The organism is Acetoanaerobium noterae, assembly GCF_900168025.1.
GTDB classification, from domain to species: Bacteria; Bacillota; Clostridia; order Peptostreptococcales; family Filifactoraceae; genus Acetoanaerobium; species Acetoanaerobium noterae.
Map to the genome: position 1 here is coordinate 241,334 of NZ_FUYN01000003.1, position 18,219 is coordinate 259,552.

18 protein-coding genes are annotated in these 18,219 nt (G+C 33.4%); 8 read left to right on the plus strand and 10 right to left on the minus strand.

Features of this window, described 5'->3' with window-relative positions; translation table 11 throughout:
- Window positions 1-83: 83 nt before the first annotated feature.
- The 5 genes from B5X47_RS07350 to B5X47_RS07370 form a co-directional block, all read right to left on the minus strand.
- Window positions 84-1,043, minus strand: coding sequence for a GIY-YIG nuclease family protein (locus tag B5X47_RS07350; RefSeq protein WP_330395752.1), 960 nt, complete (start codon window positions 1,041-1,043; stop codon window positions 84-86).
- Entirely contained in the window at window positions 1,033-1,746 is a 714-nt protein-coding gene (gene deoD / locus B5X47_RS07355; protein ID WP_242951022.1) for a purine-nucleoside phosphorylase, read from the minus strand. Before deoD ends, B5X47_RS07350 begins: the two co-directional genes overlap by 11 nt.
- Window positions 1,747-1,821: 75 nt before the next feature.
- Window positions 1,822-2,577 carry a GTP pyrophosphokinase gene (locus B5X47_RS07360; protein WP_079589525.1) on the minus strand — a complete coding sequence of 252 codons (756 nt, stop codon included), beginning with the start codon at window positions 2,575-2,577 and terminating at the stop codon, window positions 1,822-1,824.
- A gap of 122 nt (window positions 2,578-2,699) precedes the next feature.
- On the minus strand, window positions 2,700-3,986 hold the full coding sequence (locus B5X47_RS07365; protein WP_079589526.1) for a GNAT family N-acetyltransferase: 1,287 nt from the start codon (window positions 3,984-3,986) through the stop codon (window positions 2,700-2,702).
- Between the two features lie 18 nt (window positions 3,987-4,004).
- On the minus strand, window positions 4,005-4,196 hold the full coding sequence (locus tag B5X47_RS07370) for a YwbE family protein (protein WP_013360937.1): 192 nt from the start codon (window positions 4,194-4,196) through the stop codon (window positions 4,005-4,007).
- Window positions 4,197-4,391: 195 nt separating this feature from the next.
- Here B5X47_RS07370 and B5X47_RS07375 point away from each other — a divergent pair, with 195 nt between their 5' ends.
- Both B5X47_RS07375 and B5X47_RS07380 read left to right on the plus strand, forming a co-directional pair.
- Window positions 4,392-4,778 carry an RrF2 family transcriptional regulator gene (locus tag B5X47_RS07375; protein ID WP_013360936.1) on the plus strand — a complete coding sequence of 129 codons (387 nt, stop codon included), beginning with the start codon at window positions 4,392-4,394 and terminating at the stop codon, window positions 4,776-4,778.
- An 88-nt stretch (window positions 4,779-4,866) separates the two neighbouring features.
- Entirely contained in the window at window positions 4,867-5,460 is a 594-nt protein-coding gene (locus tag B5X47_RS07380; protein ID WP_079589527.1) for a class I SAM-dependent methyltransferase, read from the plus strand.
- 7 nt (window positions 5,461-5,467) lie between these two features.
- Here B5X47_RS07380 and B5X47_RS07385 read toward each other — a convergent pair whose 3' ends face one another.
- Together B5X47_RS07385 and B5X47_RS07390 are read right to left on the minus strand one after the other, a co-directional pair.
- Window positions 5,468-6,343: an AraC family transcriptional regulator gene (locus tag B5X47_RS07385; protein ID WP_079589528.1), complete on the minus strand. Its 876-nt coding sequence runs from the start codon at window positions 6,341-6,343 to the stop codon at window positions 5,468-5,470.
- A gap of 97 nt (window positions 6,344-6,440) precedes the next feature.
- The gene (locus tag B5X47_RS07390; RefSeq protein WP_079589529.1) at window positions 6,441-7,415 is read right to left on the minus strand and encodes a dipeptidase; all 975 of its coding nucleotides are present in this window, start codon (window positions 7,413-7,415) and stop codon (window positions 6,441-6,443) included.
- A gap of 323 nt (window positions 7,416-7,738) precedes the next feature.
- On the opposite strand from B5X47_RS07390, the gene B5X47_RS07395 reads away from it, so the two are divergent.
- Complete coding sequence (locus B5X47_RS07395) at window positions 7,739-9,121, plus strand: TldD/PmbA family protein (protein ID WP_079589530.1); 1,383 nt, start codon at window positions 7,739-7,741, stop codon at window positions 9,119-9,121.
- Window positions 9,122-9,126: 5 nt separating this feature from the next.
- Window positions 9,127-10,470 (plus strand): TldD/PmbA family protein, encoded by a 1,344-nt coding sequence (locus B5X47_RS07400; protein WP_079589531.1) that lies wholly within the window; start codon window positions 9,127-9,129, stop codon window positions 10,468-10,470.
- A 161-nt stretch (window positions 10,471-10,631) separates the two neighbouring features.
- On the opposite strand, the gene B5X47_RS07405 is transcribed toward B5X47_RS07400, so the two are convergent.
- Genes B5X47_RS07405 through B5X47_RS07415 form a run of 3 tightly spaced genes read right to left on the minus strand, consistent with a single transcriptional unit; the run spans window position 10,632 to window position 12,724 of the window.
- Window positions 10,632-11,471, minus strand: a complete 840-nt coding sequence (locus tag B5X47_RS07405; RefSeq protein WP_079589532.1) for a pirin family protein — start codon at window positions 11,469-11,471, stop codon at window positions 10,632-10,634.
- Window positions 11,472-11,501: 30 nt separating this feature from the next.
- The gene (locus tag B5X47_RS07410; protein ID WP_079589533.1) at window positions 11,502-11,921 is read right to left on the minus strand and encodes an acyl-CoA thioesterase; all 420 of its coding nucleotides are present in this window, start codon (window positions 11,919-11,921) and stop codon (window positions 11,502-11,504) included.
- 47 nt (window positions 11,922-11,968) lie between these two features.
- The gene (locus B5X47_RS07415) at window positions 11,969-12,724 is read right to left on the minus strand and encodes a class I SAM-dependent methyltransferase (protein WP_079589534.1); all 756 of its coding nucleotides are present in this window, start codon (window positions 12,722-12,724) and stop codon (window positions 11,969-11,971) included.
- 188 nt (window positions 12,725-12,912) lie between these two features.
- On the opposite strand from B5X47_RS07415, the gene B5X47_RS07420 reads away from it, so the two are divergent.
- The 4 genes from B5X47_RS07420 to B5X47_RS07435 all read left to right on the plus strand — a co-directional run bounded on the left by B5X47_RS07420 (window position 12,913) and on the right by B5X47_RS07435 (window position 18,215).
- A complete protein-coding gene (locus tag B5X47_RS07420; protein ID WP_079589535.1) occupies window positions 12,913-14,355 on the plus strand; it encodes an urease accessory protein UreH domain-containing protein in 1,443 nt (480 codons plus the stop codon).
- A gap of 67 nt (window positions 14,356-14,422) precedes the next feature.
- Window positions 14,423-16,672 (plus strand): heavy metal translocating P-type ATPase, encoded by a 2,250-nt coding sequence (locus B5X47_RS07425; protein WP_079589726.1) that lies wholly within the window; start codon window positions 14,423-14,425, stop codon window positions 16,670-16,672.
- A 36-nt stretch (window positions 16,673-16,708) separates the two neighbouring features.
- Window positions 16,709-17,380 carry a hypothetical protein gene (locus B5X47_RS07430; protein ID WP_079589536.1) on the plus strand — a complete coding sequence of 224 codons (672 nt, stop codon included), beginning with the start codon at window positions 16,709-16,711 and terminating at the stop codon, window positions 17,378-17,380.
- Between the two features lie 133 nt (window positions 17,381-17,513).
- Window positions 17,514-18,215: a response regulator transcription factor gene (locus B5X47_RS07435; protein ID WP_079589537.1), complete on the plus strand. Its 702-nt coding sequence runs from the start codon at window positions 17,514-17,516 to the stop codon at window positions 18,213-18,215.
- Window positions 18,216-18,219: the final 4 nt, after the last annotated feature.

Consider the following 18,219-nt stretch of genomic DNA (forward strand, 5'->3'; position numbering starts at 1 on the left):
ACCTTCTTGTACTATTCGCAATAAAAAACAGGCTAGCATAAACTCAGTTTAAGCTAAACCTGTTTTTTTATTTCAATATTGTTTTATTTGTATTCTAAAAAAACTGTTCCTTTTGAAGCTAGGTCTTGAAGCTCTAGGCTTACTATTTTTCTAAAATCCAAACTTCTTTTTTCATCTGTAAAGCTTGCTCTTATTTTAGCTAAAGCTTTACCCTCAGCTTTAAATTTTATTATATCTTCATCAGTCAAATCATCATAAGTTCTTTTTAGGATTATAAGTCCTGACACAATGTAGAATAGTTTTATTCCTCTATCTATTTGTTCTCCTACTACTACAGCTTTTTTCATAGTTCTATAATTAGACTTTAGATTATTATTATATAGATATTCTAAGCCACTTATTATATCCCTAAATTCTTTTGCTGTTTCAAAACGATGATTTTTACTTGCCTCTATCATTTTTTTCCTAACTACAGATATAAAATTAGCATTAGCTTTTTCATTTCCTAAAATTTCAATTAAAGATGCTCTATTTTCTAGAAATTCCTTATCATTCATTTTTATAGGAAATACATTGTAATCAAATATATATCTACCACTATCCTTTGTTATAGGATAAATGTTTTCAAGCTGTTTTAATAGTTGATTTACAAATGAGCGCCCTCTATATGCTCCATAGCTGTCAAAGGGCTGTTTTTCAGAGTATATTAGCAATGGCTTTTTTCTACTGTCAGTTCCTACATTTAAGTAGAAATAGTTCTGGTGATTTTTAAACTGAACGTTATATATCGGCTTTAGCTTTTTTATCAAAGCACATTCAAGTATCTGAGCTTCCATATGAGTATCAGTAATTATCCAGTCTACATCTTTTAGATTATGCACCATTCTAATTATTTTCTCTGGCTTTTCACCTTTAGTAAAATAGCTTCTTACTCTAGCTTTTAGGTTTTTACTTTTTCCAATATATACTACCCCATCATTTTTGTCCTTCATCAAGTATACGCCTGGACTTTGGGGTAGATTTTTCAGCTTATTACTCAGCAAGTTCCAGCGCTATCTTCATCATATTGGTAAATGCATTTTGTCTTTCCTCAGATGTTGTAGCTTCATGAGTTGCTAGGTTATCAGACACTGTAAGAAGGCAAGCTGCATTTTTTCCAAGTACCTTTGCATTATGGAAAAGTGCAAAAGCTTCCATCTCTACAGCCACGCATCCATGCTTTGAGTATATTTCCTTATACTCATCAGAAGTTTCTCTATAGAAAACATCAGATGAATGTATTCTTTCTACGTGCATAGGAATTCCAAGCTCGTCAGCATAGGTTTTTAGCTTATCGTTAAGCTCCTTGCTTCCTTCTATTGCATCCTTAGTATATCCGCCTTGAACCTTTGCATAGCTTGACTCACTCCATGCATCCTTTGCTAGGATTACATCATATAGGTTTACATCTGCTGTATATCCTCCGCAAGAGCCTATTCTGATTATATTTTCAACCTCATAAAATTTATATAGCTCATACGAATAGATTCCGATGCTAGGCATACCCATTCCACTTGCCATTACTGATATTCTTCTTCCTTTGTAGGTTCCAGTATATCCTAGAACATTTCTTACTCCATTGAACTGAACTACATCTTCTAAAAATGTATCTGCAATAAATTTCGCTCTTAAAGGGTCTCCTGGCATAAGAACGGTTTTCGCTATTTCCTCTTTGCTTTTAGCTTCAATATGTGGTGTTGGTATCATTTTTTGTTTCCTCCTAATAAATTTCTAATTGCAAAATATATTATACCAAAAACAAATAAATTTATCTAAATTAATCTAACTATCTATAGAATTGCTAAATAGCATACTGATATATTTATTCGTCAATTTTTGGAATTCATCATCTTCAGTGATTTCACAACTTTGTTCTTTATTGTCATTTTCAAATTTGAGTTTTTGCATTTGCATATGAATTTGCTCCATTTTATAATCCAGCTGAGAAATCTGATCTGCTGCATCTTTTAAATCGTTTTTTAAGTTCTCTGGTATTTCTTTATCGTATTTATAGTATATTTTATGCTCTAAACTCGCCCAAAATTCCATAGCTATAGTTCGAATTTGTACTTCTACAAAGGCTTCCTCAACTCTATCTGACATAAAAACAGGTATTTTTAGTATCATATGAAGACTCTGGTAGCCGTTTGGCTTTGGATTTTTTATATAGTCCTTGTATTCTACTACCTCTATATCTCTTTGGTTTACTAGCATTTTTGATACACTGTAAATATCTGATGTAAATGAGCAGATGATTCTAATTCCAGCTATATCTAGCACATTTTTTCGAATTGAATCTATAGTGAATTCATATCCTCTTCTATGCACCTTGTTGATGATGCTTTGAGGAGTTTTTAGCCTAGATTTTACATGCTCTATTGGGTTGTATGAATGAACATATTGAAATTCCTGCTGGAGTATACTGATTTTAGTATTTATTTCCTCCATTCCAAACTTATAATACATCATATATTTAGTTAGAGTTTTTTGGAGATTTTCTATTTCTTCTAGTTGTTTATAGTTATTGCATTCAACCATAAATTCCTCCCAAACTTCATTTTTTATGCAACCGTTTTCCTTTAACTATTATACCCAATGCTAGTCATAAAAATCTAATAATTCATATCAAAGCTAAGAAAAATACTTGCCATTATTTAGTTTTAATAGTCGGTATTTGTAAATGGTCTTTGGCTTAAATGAAATAATTTATCTACTTTTTCTGTGAGGCTTTTATCACTTATACTTACTATTCCAAGCCTTACCATAGGAGCAAAATCAGCACTTCCCATAAATAAAGAAGATAAGTCTGACAGCTTAATTTTTATTTCTAAATCTGAATCAATATTTTCACTTTCAAAGCTCCAAGAGCTGTATGAATTCGATTCATCTGTACTAAATAATATAGCAAAGCTATGATTTTCACCTTTGAATTCATCATAAACTGTAAAGCCTATTTTTATATTATCTGCTGGAAATTTTCTATAGCTAGTTTTATCTACAAAGCTTTTTACATTAGGTATTTTGTACATATTTCCTATAGCTGATATATTTGTTTGGATGAAGCCGTAGTTAATATAATTGCCTGAGGTATCCTCTGGTGAGTCAAGTAAATGATAGAAATCAGCTTCCCCAGTTCTTATGACTATATTTTGAGCCAAATCCGCCTGCATGCGAAGTCCAGCTAATAGCTTCTTAAGAACCTCTCCATCACTATATACCAGCTCTGATACTATCATTGAATTTAATGTATAGTTCACTTCACTATCTCTTGTAAAGCAAAATGCAACATAGCCTTTTAATTCCTCTGCTTCAAAATAACCTATTCTTCTAGTTTCATCGTCTTCATTTATTTCTCTAATTTCCTCTTCAAATTTACATACTGCACCATGATAACTACTTACAAAGCTCGAATAACAAGAAATCACTTTATGAATTTCATCTTTTTTTATCAGTCTTAGATTAGATATATCCTTGCAAGACGGAAGCTGCAAAGTAGGTATTCTATATTCGTCTAACTTTGTTCCATAGCCATATCCCATTTTTCTATAATATTCTATTCTAAATGGAAGGAGCATTGAGCAAAGTCCACCAGAACTTACGGTATAATCTTCAAAGAATTTCACCATATCTCTAGCTACACCTTTTTTCTTATGAAGAGGATGAACTGCTAAAGACATAAGCCCAGTAGCCTTGTTCATTTGACCAAATAGATTAATATCAAAATCTATTAATTTCATAATCGATATAAGCTCATCATCTTCAAATAATCCATAAAAATTCACATGGTCATATTCTAGTAGTGACTGCATATTGCGATTATAATATTTATCGTAACACTCCTTTGAAATATCCTTGCCTGCTGGATATGCATTAAGGTAAATATCCACATAGGTATCCATATCATCTGGCATTAATCTTCTTATAACTCTTTTGCTTTCTTTACTCATAAAGACTCCTCCCTTTTACTATAGTATTTCTTTAACTCTGCCCACTATTCCACTTTCTAGCATTACCTTAATACCATGAGGATGATTAGCTGAATTGGTGAGGATTCTTTTTACTACCCCTTCAGTTAATTTTCCTGTTCTTTGGTCTTGCTTTTGTACTACCATAACTTTTGATCCAATTTGTATATTAGTTCTTTGTGTTCCATTCATATTTAAAATTCCTCATCTCACAAAATTAGCATTATGATATCATTTTTGTTGTTTGGTAAAAATATTATAATGCTGTGTATATCTATTTTACTATAGTTTACCTTTCTCATCACTAAATACTTATTGACAGTTATTAATCTTATGATTATAATTATGGATAAATGCAGTCTGTAATATCTTTCTTGGAGGAAAATCATGAAATATACAAAAGCAACAAATTATGCTTTGCATATTATGACCTATTTTGTTTCGCAGGATGGGAAGGAAAACTTTAGCCTTTCTCCACTAGCAAGCCATATGAATATTTCACCTACCTATCTTTCTAAAATATTAACCCAGCTTGTTAAAGCAAATCTTATTCAATCTTCACCGGGAGTCAATGGGGGGTATAGTCTAAGAAAACCTAAATCTGAGATTAGTTTTTATGACGTAATTCAAGCTATTGAAGGTAGTAACGCATTATTTACCTGCGAATTAAATGAAGACAACTTATGCAAAATTGAGCTTGCTATGCAAGAAGCAGAAGAAAAAATGGTGACATATCTTAAGGAAAAGCTTATTTTAGATGTTGCTAATGTTTAAAATACTAAAGCAGTGAAGCATGCTGCTTAATTTTTTAAGACAATTGCAGACATTTACACTCTGTATTATATATTATTAGGAGGTTTATATGAATAAGATAAAAAAATCGCACGATGAAGATCAAAAGTTTTTAAATAAAATTGCATTTTTAGAGAGTAAGCAAAGAGAAAGACTCCTTCCTCCTGAAGTGCTAATAGATGAAATGCCTATAAAAGAGAGTCATACTCTACTGGATATTGGTGCTGGTTCTGGTTTTTTTACTATTCCTATGGCAAAAAAGACTAAAGAAACAGTTTATGCTCTTGATTTTGACAGCCGTATGCTAAATGTCATATCGGAAAAAGCTATCAAAGAAGATTTGCAAAATATCAAGCTCATTGAGTCTACTATTGAAGCATTATCTTTAGAAGACGAAAGCATTGATTTTGTCATGGCATCACTTATACTACACGAAGTAGAGTCATTATCAAAAGTACTTTCAAAGCTTTATGAGGTAACTAAAATAGGAGGCCATCTACTATGCCTCGAGTACGAAAAGGACGAGAAAATAATAGAAGGACCTCCTATGGATATACGAATATCATCAACTGACCTTGAACAATCACTGCTTAATTCTGGATTTAAATCTACAAAAATCACTAGAATCAATGATTCAATATATACTATCTTAGCCAAGAAATAATTCTCTATTAAGCTTTCTTCCTCACTGGAATCCAAATTTGACTTTTATATTTTGGATTTCCAGTGTCGGGATTTTCATTCCATAAAATTTCTGGTCCTACCACGGTCTCGTAGCCTGAAGACGGAAACCATTCTGAATATATTCTTCCCCAAACATCCTGCAAAGTCTCTGGAAACGGTCCAATTGCTTCAAATACTGCCCAAGTTCCTGAATTTACATTTAATACATCAAAGGAAGCAGTGTCATCGCTATTACTAGCTACTCCAATATAATGATCGAGCTCACCTTTTCCTTCCATTCTTTCTTCGGAAAAATTTGTGGATGCACTTATTATTCCTAGTGGTTCGACATTTGAAATTGATTTAAGCTGCTTTATAATTTCTGGTGTTAAAAGGCTCGTCATATCTGCAATTTCAGGATTTATACCTTTAAATACCATTGACACTCTTTTTTTAAATCCCACTATTTTAAATGATTGTTTCTCTACGATTTTGTAATTCATTTCATTTCCTCCTTTAATTGATAGCTGGAAGGTCATCTTCGGATACGCTTTTATTTGAGCATCTTCTTTTCTAGCTTCTGAAGGCAATATTCCGTGTAGATTTTGAAAAGCTCTACTAAATGAATCCGCCGAAATGTATCCATATTTTACGGCTATATCGATAATTCTTAAATTCTTGTTCTTTAATTCAATCGCTGCTAAAGTTAGCCTTCTTCTTCGAATATACTCTGCTAAACTTATCCCTGCTAAAAATGAAAACATTCTCTTAAAATGATATTCTGAGCAAAATGCTATTTTAGAAATTTGACTATAATCGAGCTCATCAGTTAAATTTTCTTCAATATACTCTAGAGCTTTATTCATGCTCGTCAAGGTATCCATAAAACGACCTCCTTTCTATATCAATATTATCAAAAGCAAGAAAATCAAATCCGACAATATATGCACATTTATGTCGCATACATCCTAGAGCTAATTATTATTTCAAGGTTTCTTTTATGACTCTTAGCATATTTTGGTGTGTCAATTTTTCTAGCTGTGTTTCACTCCATCCATTGTTTTTTAATGCATCAAATAATTTTGGCATTTCGTGAGAACCACTTATTTCTAAGTTGCCTTGTATTCCATCAAAATCTGAGCCTAGGGCAATTACATCTTCTCCACCTATATTTTTAATATAGTTTAGATGATTTATCATAAGCTCTATTTTACAATGTGTATTTGTAATATCTTTAGCTAAAAACTCTGGTGCAAAGTTTAGACCTATAGCTCCACCTTTTTCTGCTATTATTTTAATCATTTCATCTGTAAGGTTTCTATTATGTGGTGATAGTGCTCTTGAATTTGAATGAGATGCTACAAATGGCTTCTTTGCTATGCTTGCTACATCATAAAACCCTCCATCTGAAAGATGTGAAACATCTACAAGCATACCTATTTCATTCATGTATTCTACAGCTTCAAATCCATAGTTTTTCAGTCCTTTTTGCATTATAGTTTTGTCATCAGAGTTAGGATATCCTATGCTGTTTTCAAAATTCCAAGTAAGTGTAATAAGGCGTATTCCTAAATCATGGTAGTGTTTAATTTTTTCTATGCTAGTAGCTGAACGTCCATCTTCTATGGTGAGTAAAGCTGAGATTTTATCATTTGAGCTATTATTCATCAAATCATTATAGTTATATGCCATCTCCATATAGTTTGTATTTTTGACTGCTTCTTTTAGCATATTAACAGACCTAAGAATATACTCATCATCAGGAATGTACTTTTTACCTTCTTCTTTAAACATTTCTTCATTCATAAGAAAAATTGCATAAAATTGTGCCATAGCATCAGATTGTCTTAATCTGTCAAAATCCACACTTGCTTTTGGATTGTTAATAAGTAATTCAGAGCTGCCATCATCTGGAACAGTAAGTATTGTATCGCAGTGCATATCAATATATTTCATTTCTATCATCCCTTCTTTTTATTGTGAATACAACAAGTAATATTTATTTCCAATATACGAGGTCTTATTAAAAATTTGAATAAATTTATTATACACAACTTTGCTTACTATAAAATGAATTAAATTTATTAATTAAAGTTACTAATTTGATAATGTAATATTATCATTCTCCCTATTATAATATTACATAAAAAAGTTATTAAGCAGGATATTTTCATATAATATTTTTTATATGTTTTAAATTATTATTGTTATGTTTATGATTATTGGTTACAATAATATAAATATTGAATTATTCGAAAATTTATAAAAAGGAGAATCCTATGCTAGATCAAAGACTGGTACACGATGTGCTAACAGCAGCACTGTCTTTTGGTGGTGATTTTGCTGAGATTTTTGTAGAAGACAGAATCGATAATACTATAGGAATGATAGAAGGTAAAATAGAACGCTCCCTCACTGGAAGAACTGGTGGTGTGGGTATAAGGATTTTTAATGGATTTAACAGCGTATATACCTATTCTCATAAAAAAGACAGAGATACTCTTATTAAATTGGCACAAAATGCTTCTAAGTCTTTAAAAGGTGTAGCTCAAAACTTAAATATTGATTTTGTTATTGAAAGCCCTAGCGTTATTCATCCTGTTATGATATCACCTCAGGATGTAGAAAAATCAGTAAAAATCGAGCTTATGAGAAAGGCTCATGAATCAGCTTCTTCATACTCAAATTTAATTCATCAAGTGAGAGTTAATTATCTTGATTATACTCAAAATGTCCTAATCGCAAATTCAAATGGCAAATTTGTGCAAGATAGCAGAACTAGAACTAGATTTATCGTGAATTCAGTTGCCAAGCGTGATGAAAAAATGGAGCATGGAATGATTGGAAAAGGCTCTGGAAAAGGTTTCGAGCTTTATGATGAAATATCTGTAGAAGATATCGCAAATGAAGCATCTAGAGTTGCTATAACTATGCTAGATGCAAAATCATCTCCAAGTGGAAAGTTTCCTGTAGTGCTTGATAATAAATTTGGTGGAGTAATATTTCACGAAGCTTGTGGGCATGGACTAGAGGCAACTTCTGTTGCAAAGGGAAATTCAGTGTATGCTGGAAAGCTTGGAGAGCAAATAGCTTCTACTGTAGTGTCTGCAGTTGATGATGGCACTGTCCAAAATGAATGGGGTTCACTTAGCTTTGATGATGAAGGCAATAAAACTACTAGAAATCTATTAATAGAAAATGGAATCTTAAAAAATTATATGGTAGATGAGCTAAATGCTAGGCGTATGAATATGCCAGCTACTGGTTCATGTCGTAGAGAATCGTATAAATTTGCTCCTACCTCTAGAATGACTAATACTTACATTCTAAATGGAAATAGTAAGTTTGAAGATATGATTTCTTCTATTGATTATGGCGTATATGCAAAGTATCTAGGTGGTGGCTCTGTAAATACTGCGACTGGAGAATTTAATTTTGCAGTCCAAGAGGCTTACCTAGTGAAAAACGGAAAAATAGAGGAACCTATCAAAGGAGCAACGCTGATAGGAACTGGTCTGGATGTTCTTAAAAAGATAGAAATGGTTAGTGATAATTTTGATTCAGGAGAAGGCATGTGTGGATCTGTCAGTGGTTCTATCCCAGCTGGACTAGGTCAGCCTGCACTTAAGGTTTCTGAAATTACAGTTGGAGGAAAGGAGTAGGCTATATGCTAAATACATGGACAGATAAATTGTTTGAAGCAGGTAAAAATAAAGGCTTTGAAAATCAAGAAATCTATTATGAAACAGCAGAAAGCTTAAACCTTTCTGTATACCAAGGTGAAGTTGATAAATTCAAACTTTCTGAGCAAGGTGGTCTATCCTATAGAGGAATAATCAATGGTAAAATGGGATATTCTTTTACTGAAGCTTTCGATGATGATGCAATTGCTATGCTTGTAAATGCAGCTTATGAAAATGCTTTTGCAATTGAGTCTACTGACCCTGTATGCTTACACGATGGAAGTGGAGACTATAAATTTATGGAATTTCCCTCTGTAGATAAGGATGTATCTATAGAGGGAAAAATTCAATTTATGATTGATTTAGAAAAAACAATCTTAGAGACAGATTCTAGAATTGTAAGATTGTCAAACAACAGCTATGTTGAAACCACCTACACAAAGTGGATAAAAAATACTAAAGGTCTAGATGTAAAGGAAACAAAATCACATATATATGCTTATGGGATTGTAGTTGCTAAGGAGAAGGAAGATACGAGAACTGGTATAGGTTTTGATATGGCTGATTCTTTTAAAGAGCTTTCTTTAGATAAAATAGCAAAAACTGCAACTGATGAAGCCCTTAGTATGCTTGGAGCTGAGCCTATATCCTCTATTAAGTGTCCTGTGGTATTTGAAAATAAAGCTTTTGCAAGCTTCTTATCTCAGTTTACTAATCATTTTAGTGCTGAGCAGGTTCAAAAAAAGTTATCGGCATTAATAGGAAAGCTAGATGCTTCTATTGCCTCTAGCCATGTAACAATAACGGACAACCCTCATAAGAAGTCCGGACTTCGCTCTACTGCTTTCGATGATGAAGGTGTAGCAACCTTTGTTAAGCCAATAGTTGAGAAAGGTATATTAAAAACCTATTTGCACAATCTCAAAACTGCTGAAATTGACAAGGTTAAATCAACTGGAAATGCATCAAAATCATCTTATAAAAGCTCAGTTGAAATCGCTCCTAGCAATCTTTGCTTCGAGCCAGGGGATATAGAGTTAAAGAATTTGATGTCTTCTATAGATAAAGGAGTATTTATTACAGAGCTTCAGGGCTTACATGCAGGTATAAATGCTATTTCTGGAGATTTTTCTCTTCAATGTCATGGTTACTGTATTGATAAGGGAGAGCTTTCAAACCCAGTAAGCCAAATTACTGTATCGGGTAATTTTTTCGAATTACTAAAGGACATAGACGCAGTAGCAAACGACTTTTTCCTGTCTCCACTTACTGAAGACACAGGCTCCGCAAGTGTAAGAGTAAAAGAGCTGAGTATATCTGGAAAGTAGCAGCTAAAACCTCAATAAAATCCTATACTTTAATACTTTTATATTAAAAAAGCATATCAACTTCTTTGTATAGTTAGAAGTTAATATGCTTTTTGTTGTTGATAGAAATTATATTTATTTATAAATTACTATTAATTTATTAATGCTTAATTTCTATTTCATTAATATTGTATGCCAGTTTTTAAGAATGTACCATCCTTTAAATCTTGAAAAGCTTTGTTAAGTTCATCTTTTGTGTTCATTACTATTGGTCCGCCCCAAGCAATCGATTCATCTAGTCTAATTGAGCTTACAAATAAAACCTGGGCTTTTGTATCAGTTGATTTTATTTCAACTGAATTCCCTTGGCTTAGCTTTACAGCTGTTTTTTCTTTTATTAATTCTCCAGAAATATAGGCATCTCCAAGTAAAGTAAAAAGCATTATTGAGCGATTACTATCCGTATCTAGCACTATGCTTGAATTTGGATTTAGATGGATATCATAATAATCTAGTGGCAAATATTTACTCTTATATCCTGTGGTTCCATTATACTCTCCTGCCAAGAGTCTAAGTTTTCCATTATCTAGAGTTATCTCTTGAATCTCAGAATTTTTAATGCTTTTATATGCTGGAGGAACCATTTTGTCTTTTGCAGGAAGATTGAGCCATAGCTGAACTCCTAGCATTCTCTCTGATGCTGGCAATTTTTCTTCATGCATTATTCCAGAGCCAGCAGTCATCCACTGAACTTCTCCATCCTTTATTGTATCTTCGTTTCCAAGGCTGTCTTTATGTGTCATTTGACCTTTATATACATAACTTATAGTTTCTATTCCTCTGTGCGGATGTAGTGGAAATCCTGCTATGTAATCTTCTGGATTTATGCTGTCAAATGAATCTAGCATTAATATAGGATCATATTCATCCGTGGTCTGGTTTCCAAGCACTCTTACTAAACTTACACCTGCTCCATCTTTAGTTCTAAATCCTGTTACTTGATTTTTTATTTTCCTTTCCATAATAGCAACCTCCATTTTTAAAAAAATATACTATCTTAAGTTTTTAGCTATTTCTATTATTCTTGCTTCTTCATCATTTTGAGGAACAGGTGTAGGAATGCCATGAGGTTTTTTCTTGCCATTTTCATCTACACACACAAAGGTAATATACCCGTCTACAGATATTTCTGTTCCATCTATTTCAGTCACTTTTCCATATACAGTCATACTAGTATTTCCAGTTAGTACCACCTGAGTTGTAAGCTGAATGATTTGTCCTTTTCTAGCTGGTTTTCCAAATTTCATTCCATGAAGCTTTACACAGACTATTTCCTCTGGATTTCCATGGTGATTTGCCGCTGCGATAAAGCACCCTTCTACAAACCATTCACTCATTCTTCCTGCAAATAATGTTCCATGATGATTCAAGTCCTCTGATTTAACTAATCTTGTAGTATAGTAATTTTTCATAGGTCACCTCAATTTTATTGTTATTAGACAAATTATATTTATATTAGCTATTTTTTTACTGCTCTTGTAGCATAAAATGTAGGTACATTAAAATCATGAAGTCTTCCTTGTCCATTTATATCTTCAAATATATCAGTTAGAATAAACCCTGCTTGTAGCTGTCCACCTATCTGTTCTTCTATAGTATGTGAAAATTGGATACCCCAATCATTTTTTAATGATTTTTCATATAGCTCCTTATCCTTAAGTGGATTAAATGGCAATTTATTCATTAATTTTTCTTCTTCATCATCAAAAATGAAATTAATCCCATTATCTAATCCTGCTAAAAGAATTCCTCCTTTTTTTAGAATTCTATAGCATTCCTTCCAAACATGAACCACATCTTCAATGTAACAATTTGAAACTGGATGAAATATTAGGTCAAAGGCTTCATCTTCAAATGGCAATGGCTTAGTCATGTCAGCTTTAACTAGATTAATTTCGTAGCTTTCTCTTTTCGCAACTTCTTTTTCGCTTTGTAGCTGCTTTTCGGAATAATCTAGCACTGTACACTCTGCCCCTAGTGCAGAGAATATTGGCATCTGCTGTCCTCCTCCAGAAGCAAGTCCAAGCACCTTAGCTCCTTTCATATCACAAAACCATTCCTTTGGTACTGGCTTTGTAGGAGTTAAAACAACTGACCAGTCGTTATTCTTTGCTTTTTCAAAAGTCTCATGGTCTATGGGCTGCCCCCATTCCCATCCTTCATTTGCCCACTTATCAATAAATTCTGAATTAAGCTTAGTGTAATTATTATCCATACCTGCTCTCCTACTCTATTTCAAAATTTTTCTTATTTTAATAATATCATAAATTAGAATTTGCCAATCAAAATAGATTATTTCTTTCTAAATAAAAATTTTGTTCTTCATAAAATCTTCACATCCCTATGATAAATTGATAGCATCAAAAAATATTATTGTTTAATCCAAATGCTAGGGGGAGTAAAATGAATCAAAAATTAATACGTAAGGTGCTTCAAATAGAAGGTATGACCTGCTCTAACTGTGAGGTCATAATAGAAAATGCACTAAGCAAAGTAGATGGAATTATTGAAATTAAAGCCAAATACAAGAGCTCTACTATCTATATTACATATGACGATAATTTAATTTCGCTAAACCAGATTATCGACCATATTGAAAATATAGGCTATGAAGTAATTACTTCTCAAGAAAATCAAATTGCTTCACCTAGTAAACCAAAAAAATCAAAGGAAGAGCTTTCCACTAGCGATTTTTTAGGAATTGGGATAATAATTTTTTCCATATATATTATCATCAGCAACACAATTGGTTTTAATTTCATACCAGAAGTAAATCCAAACATGGGATACGGTGTGCTTTTCATTGTAGGACTTATCACTTCTCTTCACTGTCTTACTATGTGTGGAGGAATCAATTTATCTTCATGTATTTCCTACAATAAAGTCAATGACTCCTCAGACAAATTTTCAAAGTTTAAGCCAAGTTTTTTGTATAACAGTGGAAGAGTTGTCTCGTATACACTAATTGGTGGTATTGTTGGTGCTTTAGGTTCAGTTATAAGCTTTCCTGGGCCTGCAAAGGGTGTAGTTGCAATTATATCTGGTCTTTTGATGATTGTGATGGGGCTTAATATGTTAAATGTATTTCCTTGGCTTAGAAAATTTAATCCTAGGATGCCTAAATTCTTTGCAAGCAAAATCCATAACAGTGATAAAGAGTCTGGCCCGTTTTATATAGGACTTCTAAACGGATTAATGCCTTGTGGTCCACTCCAAGCGATGCAACTTTACGCTCTTGGTACTGGAAGCTTTCTAACTGGTGCTCTATCCATGTTTTTCTTCAGCCTAGGCACAGTTCCACTTATGTTTGGTCTAGGAGCAGTAAGCTCTCTTCTTAGCAGAAAATTTACACACAAAATGATGAAAATAAGTGCTGCACTAGTTATAGTGCTCGGCTTTATCATGGCTGATAGAGGTTTAGCGTTATCAGGAATATCCTCATCATCAGAAGCTTTTAATCCAGTTACAGTAACTCAAACCACAGAAAAAGCTGTAATTGACGGAAATATCCAAAGAGTCACAACTAGTTTGGCTTCAGGCAGATATGAACCTATTACTGTTCAGAAAGGCGTTCCTGTGATATGGACTATAACTGCTGAAAGCAGTGATATAAATGGCTGTAATAATGCACTTATAATTCCTGAATTTAGTAAAGAGCTTCAGCTAAAGCCAGGCGAAAATGTAATTGAATTTACCCCAACAAAGTCGGGTACATTCGAGTACAGCTGCTGGATGGGTATGATTACAAGTAAGATTGTAGTAGTAGATAATATAGGTGATGCAAGCGAAGCTGAAATTAACAACGTTGAAACAATGGAAAATGAAGCCCCTCTTTCATGCCATTAAATAATTTTAAAGCTTTATAAATAATATTCACTTTCAAAATAAAATTAAATCCTAAGAGGTGACAATGATGACAAAAGAAACGATAAAAATAGGCGGGATGAGCTGCGCTGCTTGTGCCAGCCGTATTGAAAAAATGATTGGAAAACTGGAAGGTGTTTCAGTTGCCGCTGTAAATTTTGCTACAGAAAAACTATTAGTCGAATACGATAATCAAACTGTATCAATCACAAAAATTAAAGAAACAGTAGAAAGAATAGGCTACGAGGTTCTAAATACAGAAAAAAAAGCCGCAATAGACGAAGACAAGCTTCGCAAAGAAAAAGAAATAGCAACTCTTTGGAAAAAATTTATAGTTTCAGCAATCTTTGCACTGCCTTTACTTTATATCGCTATGGTTCCAATGATTTCATGGCTATCATTTCCTATACCTAGCTTTTTAAATCCAATGCAATATCCTCTAGTTTTTGCGCTTACACAAATTGGGCTTGTAATACCTATACTAATCGCAGGTAATAAATTTTACTCAGTCGGCTTCAAAGCTTTGCTAGATAGAAGTCCAAATATGGACTCCCTTATTGCTATAGGTACTTCGGCTGCAGTTGCTTATAGCTTATATTCAGCATACCAGATATCAATAGGTAACTTCATGGCAGTTGATGAACTATATTTTGAAACTGCTGGAGTTATCATTACTTTGATATTACTAGGTAAATCCCTAGAAGCAGTTTCAAAAGGTAAAACCTCAGAGGCTATCAAGAAGCTGATGGGCTTAGCTCCAAAAACTGCTCTTATTATTAAGGATGGAAAAGAAATTGAAATTCCTATAGAGGATGTAGAAATCGGAGATATAATCCTTGTAAAGCCCGGAGAAAAAATCCCTGTTGATGGAGAGGTCATAGAAGGTAATACAGCAATTGACGAATCCATGCTAACAGGAGAAAGTATGCCTGTTGATAAAAAAGCTGGAGACAAGGTTTATGCCGCAAGTATTAATACAAATGGAATGATTTATTTCAAAGCCACTAAAATCGGAAGTGATACGGCTTTAGCTCAGATTATCAAGCTAGTTGAGGATGCTCAAGGCTCAAAAGCCCCTATCGCAAAAATGGCTGATATAGTTTCTGGTTATTTTGTTCCTATAGTAGTAGTAATTGCTATCCTTGCTTTTGCTGGTTGGTTTATAAGTGGCCAGTCGCTAGTTTTTTCTCTTACTATATTTATCTCAATTTTAGTTATTGCTTGTCCTTGTGCGCTTGGGCTTGCTACTCCTACAGCTATAATGGTTGCCACTGGTAAAGGAGCAGAGAATGGAATCCTCATCAAAGGTGGAGAGGCTCTTGAAACTACCCACAAGATTAATACTATAATCTTTGATAAAACAGGAACCATAACTGAGGGAAAACCTGAAGTTACAGATATTATAAATATGAAAGAAATCAGTAAAGATTATCTCCTTCAAATTGCTGCCTCTGGAGAGAAAGGCTCTGAGCATCCTCTTGGTCAAGCTATAGTTAAAAAAGCCGAAAGAGAAGCAGTGGAATTTTTTAAAGTAGAAGCCTTTAATGCTATCCCCGGTCACGGAATAGAAGTCACTATAAATAATGAAAATGTACTAATTGGAAATAGAAAACTTATGGATGACAAAAACATAGCTTTAGGAGATTTAGATAGTGAATCAGACAGATTAGCCTTAGAAGGCAAAACTCCTATGTATGTCGCTATGAACAATAAAATATCAGGCATCATAGCCGTTGCTGATGTAGTGAAGCCTAGCAGTGCAAAAGCAATTAAAAAGCTCCAATCAATGGGAATTGAAGTTGCTATGATAACAGGTGATAACAAAAAAACTGCACAGGCTATCGCCAGTCAAGTAGGTATAACTAGGGTATTATCCGAGGTTCTCCCTCAAGATAAGTCAAATGAAGTCAAAAAACTTCAAGCTGAAGGTAAAAAAGTAGCTATGGTTGGAGATGGTATTAACGATGCTCCTGCTCTTGCTCAGGCGGATATAGGTATAGCTATAGGCTCTGGTACAGATGTAGCAATGGAATCTGCTGATATTGTGCTTATGAAAAGCGACCTAATGGATGTTCCTACTGCAATACATCTTAGCAAAAGTACTATTCGAAATATAAAAGAAAATTTATTCTGGGCATTCGGATACAATGTTGCAGGTATCCCAATAGCAGCAGGAGTATTGTATATGTTTGGCGGTCCTTTATTAAATCCTATATTTGCCGCTGCGGCTATGTCTCTTAGCTCAGTTTCAGTTCTTGCTAATGCCTTAAGACTCAAAGGCTTCAAGGCTTATAAATAATTATTAAATTTAAAATTTGAAAGGATGAATTATAGTATGAAAAAGAAAAGTATATTAATTCCAGTTTTGCTTGTAGCTACTGTTATATTTGCAGGGTGCACTTCACAGCTAGACGTCGTAGCTGATAAATCAATTTCATCATTTGAAAGCGTTATTAATGAGCTTCCTATTGAAGCTGATTCAGAGGATTCTAGTTGGATTTTAACTGCACCTGATAACAGCGCTAAATTTTTATGGAGCAAGGATTTTTCATCAACAACTGACTATGATGTAAAGCTTGAGTTTGATTCGCAGCCATTTATAAATGCTGGTCTTGATATTAGCAAGCTTCCTGAAGGAGCTATATATGGAGATAAAATCATTCTAGGTACTGATTTAAGCGATGAGAAATCAACTTATAATGGCGAAGCAACTCCTCTTGATTCATATAAAAAAATTGTGGAAAAAAGCAGAGATAGTATAGGTTACCATGTCGCTTTAGATCATTACGGAATTGACTTAGAGAATGGAAATATGTTTGAGTGGGCAAAGGATATCAGTACAAATGACAAGGATATAGTATTTGTCTTAAATCCTCAGATGTTTATTGATGCTGGAGTTAATCCTCAGGAAGTAGAAGGCTGGGTATTTGCAAAGGTAGAAACTATGGATAAGGACGGCAAAAAAATTGAAGTTGATAAATTTTTAAAACCTTTTGATTTAAAATAGACATTCATTGCTATTGATTAGCTAAGTGAGGTATAATCAAAATAATTAATACAGCTTAAGTCCCCTTGAAAAAGAGGGGATTTTTCTTATATTTTATAATATATAAAGCCATTGATGGTTTTTGGAGGTTTTCATGCATAATGTCCAAAGAAAAATACTGGTTGTTGATGATGAAGTTAAAATAGTTGAGGTTGTTAAGTCATATTTAGAGAAAAACGGCTTTAATGTCATTGAGGCTTATACTGCAAAGGATGCTCTAGACAAATTTGAAAATGAAAATCCTAATCTTATCATACTTGATTTGATGCTTCCAGATATGAGTGGAGAGGAAATCTGCCAAGCTCTAAGAAAAAAATCAAGGGTTCCAATAATTATGCTTACTGCAAAAGTCGAAGAAGAGGATTTGCTAAAAGGCCTTAATATAGGAGCTGACGATTATGTAACAAAGCCCTTTAGCCCAAGACAGCTAGTTGCTAGAGTAGAAGCTGTATTAAGGCGCTCCTCTGATAATATAGCCCCTCTTGCAAATACTTTATCTTTTTACGATGATGAGCTTGCTATAGATGTCTTAAAATATGAGGTCAAAAAATATGGCGAAATTGTCAGTCTCACACCAAATGAATATAAGCTTCTTCTTACAATGGCAAAATATCCGGATAAAACCTTTACTAGAGATGAGCTCATAACAATCAGCCTTGGCGAAAATTTTAATGGCTACGATAGAACTATAGATACTCATATAAAAAATTTAAGGCAAAAAATTGAGCCAGACCCGAAGCATCCTAAATATATACTTACTATCCATGGAGTTGGATATAGGTTTGGAATTGAGTAGAAAG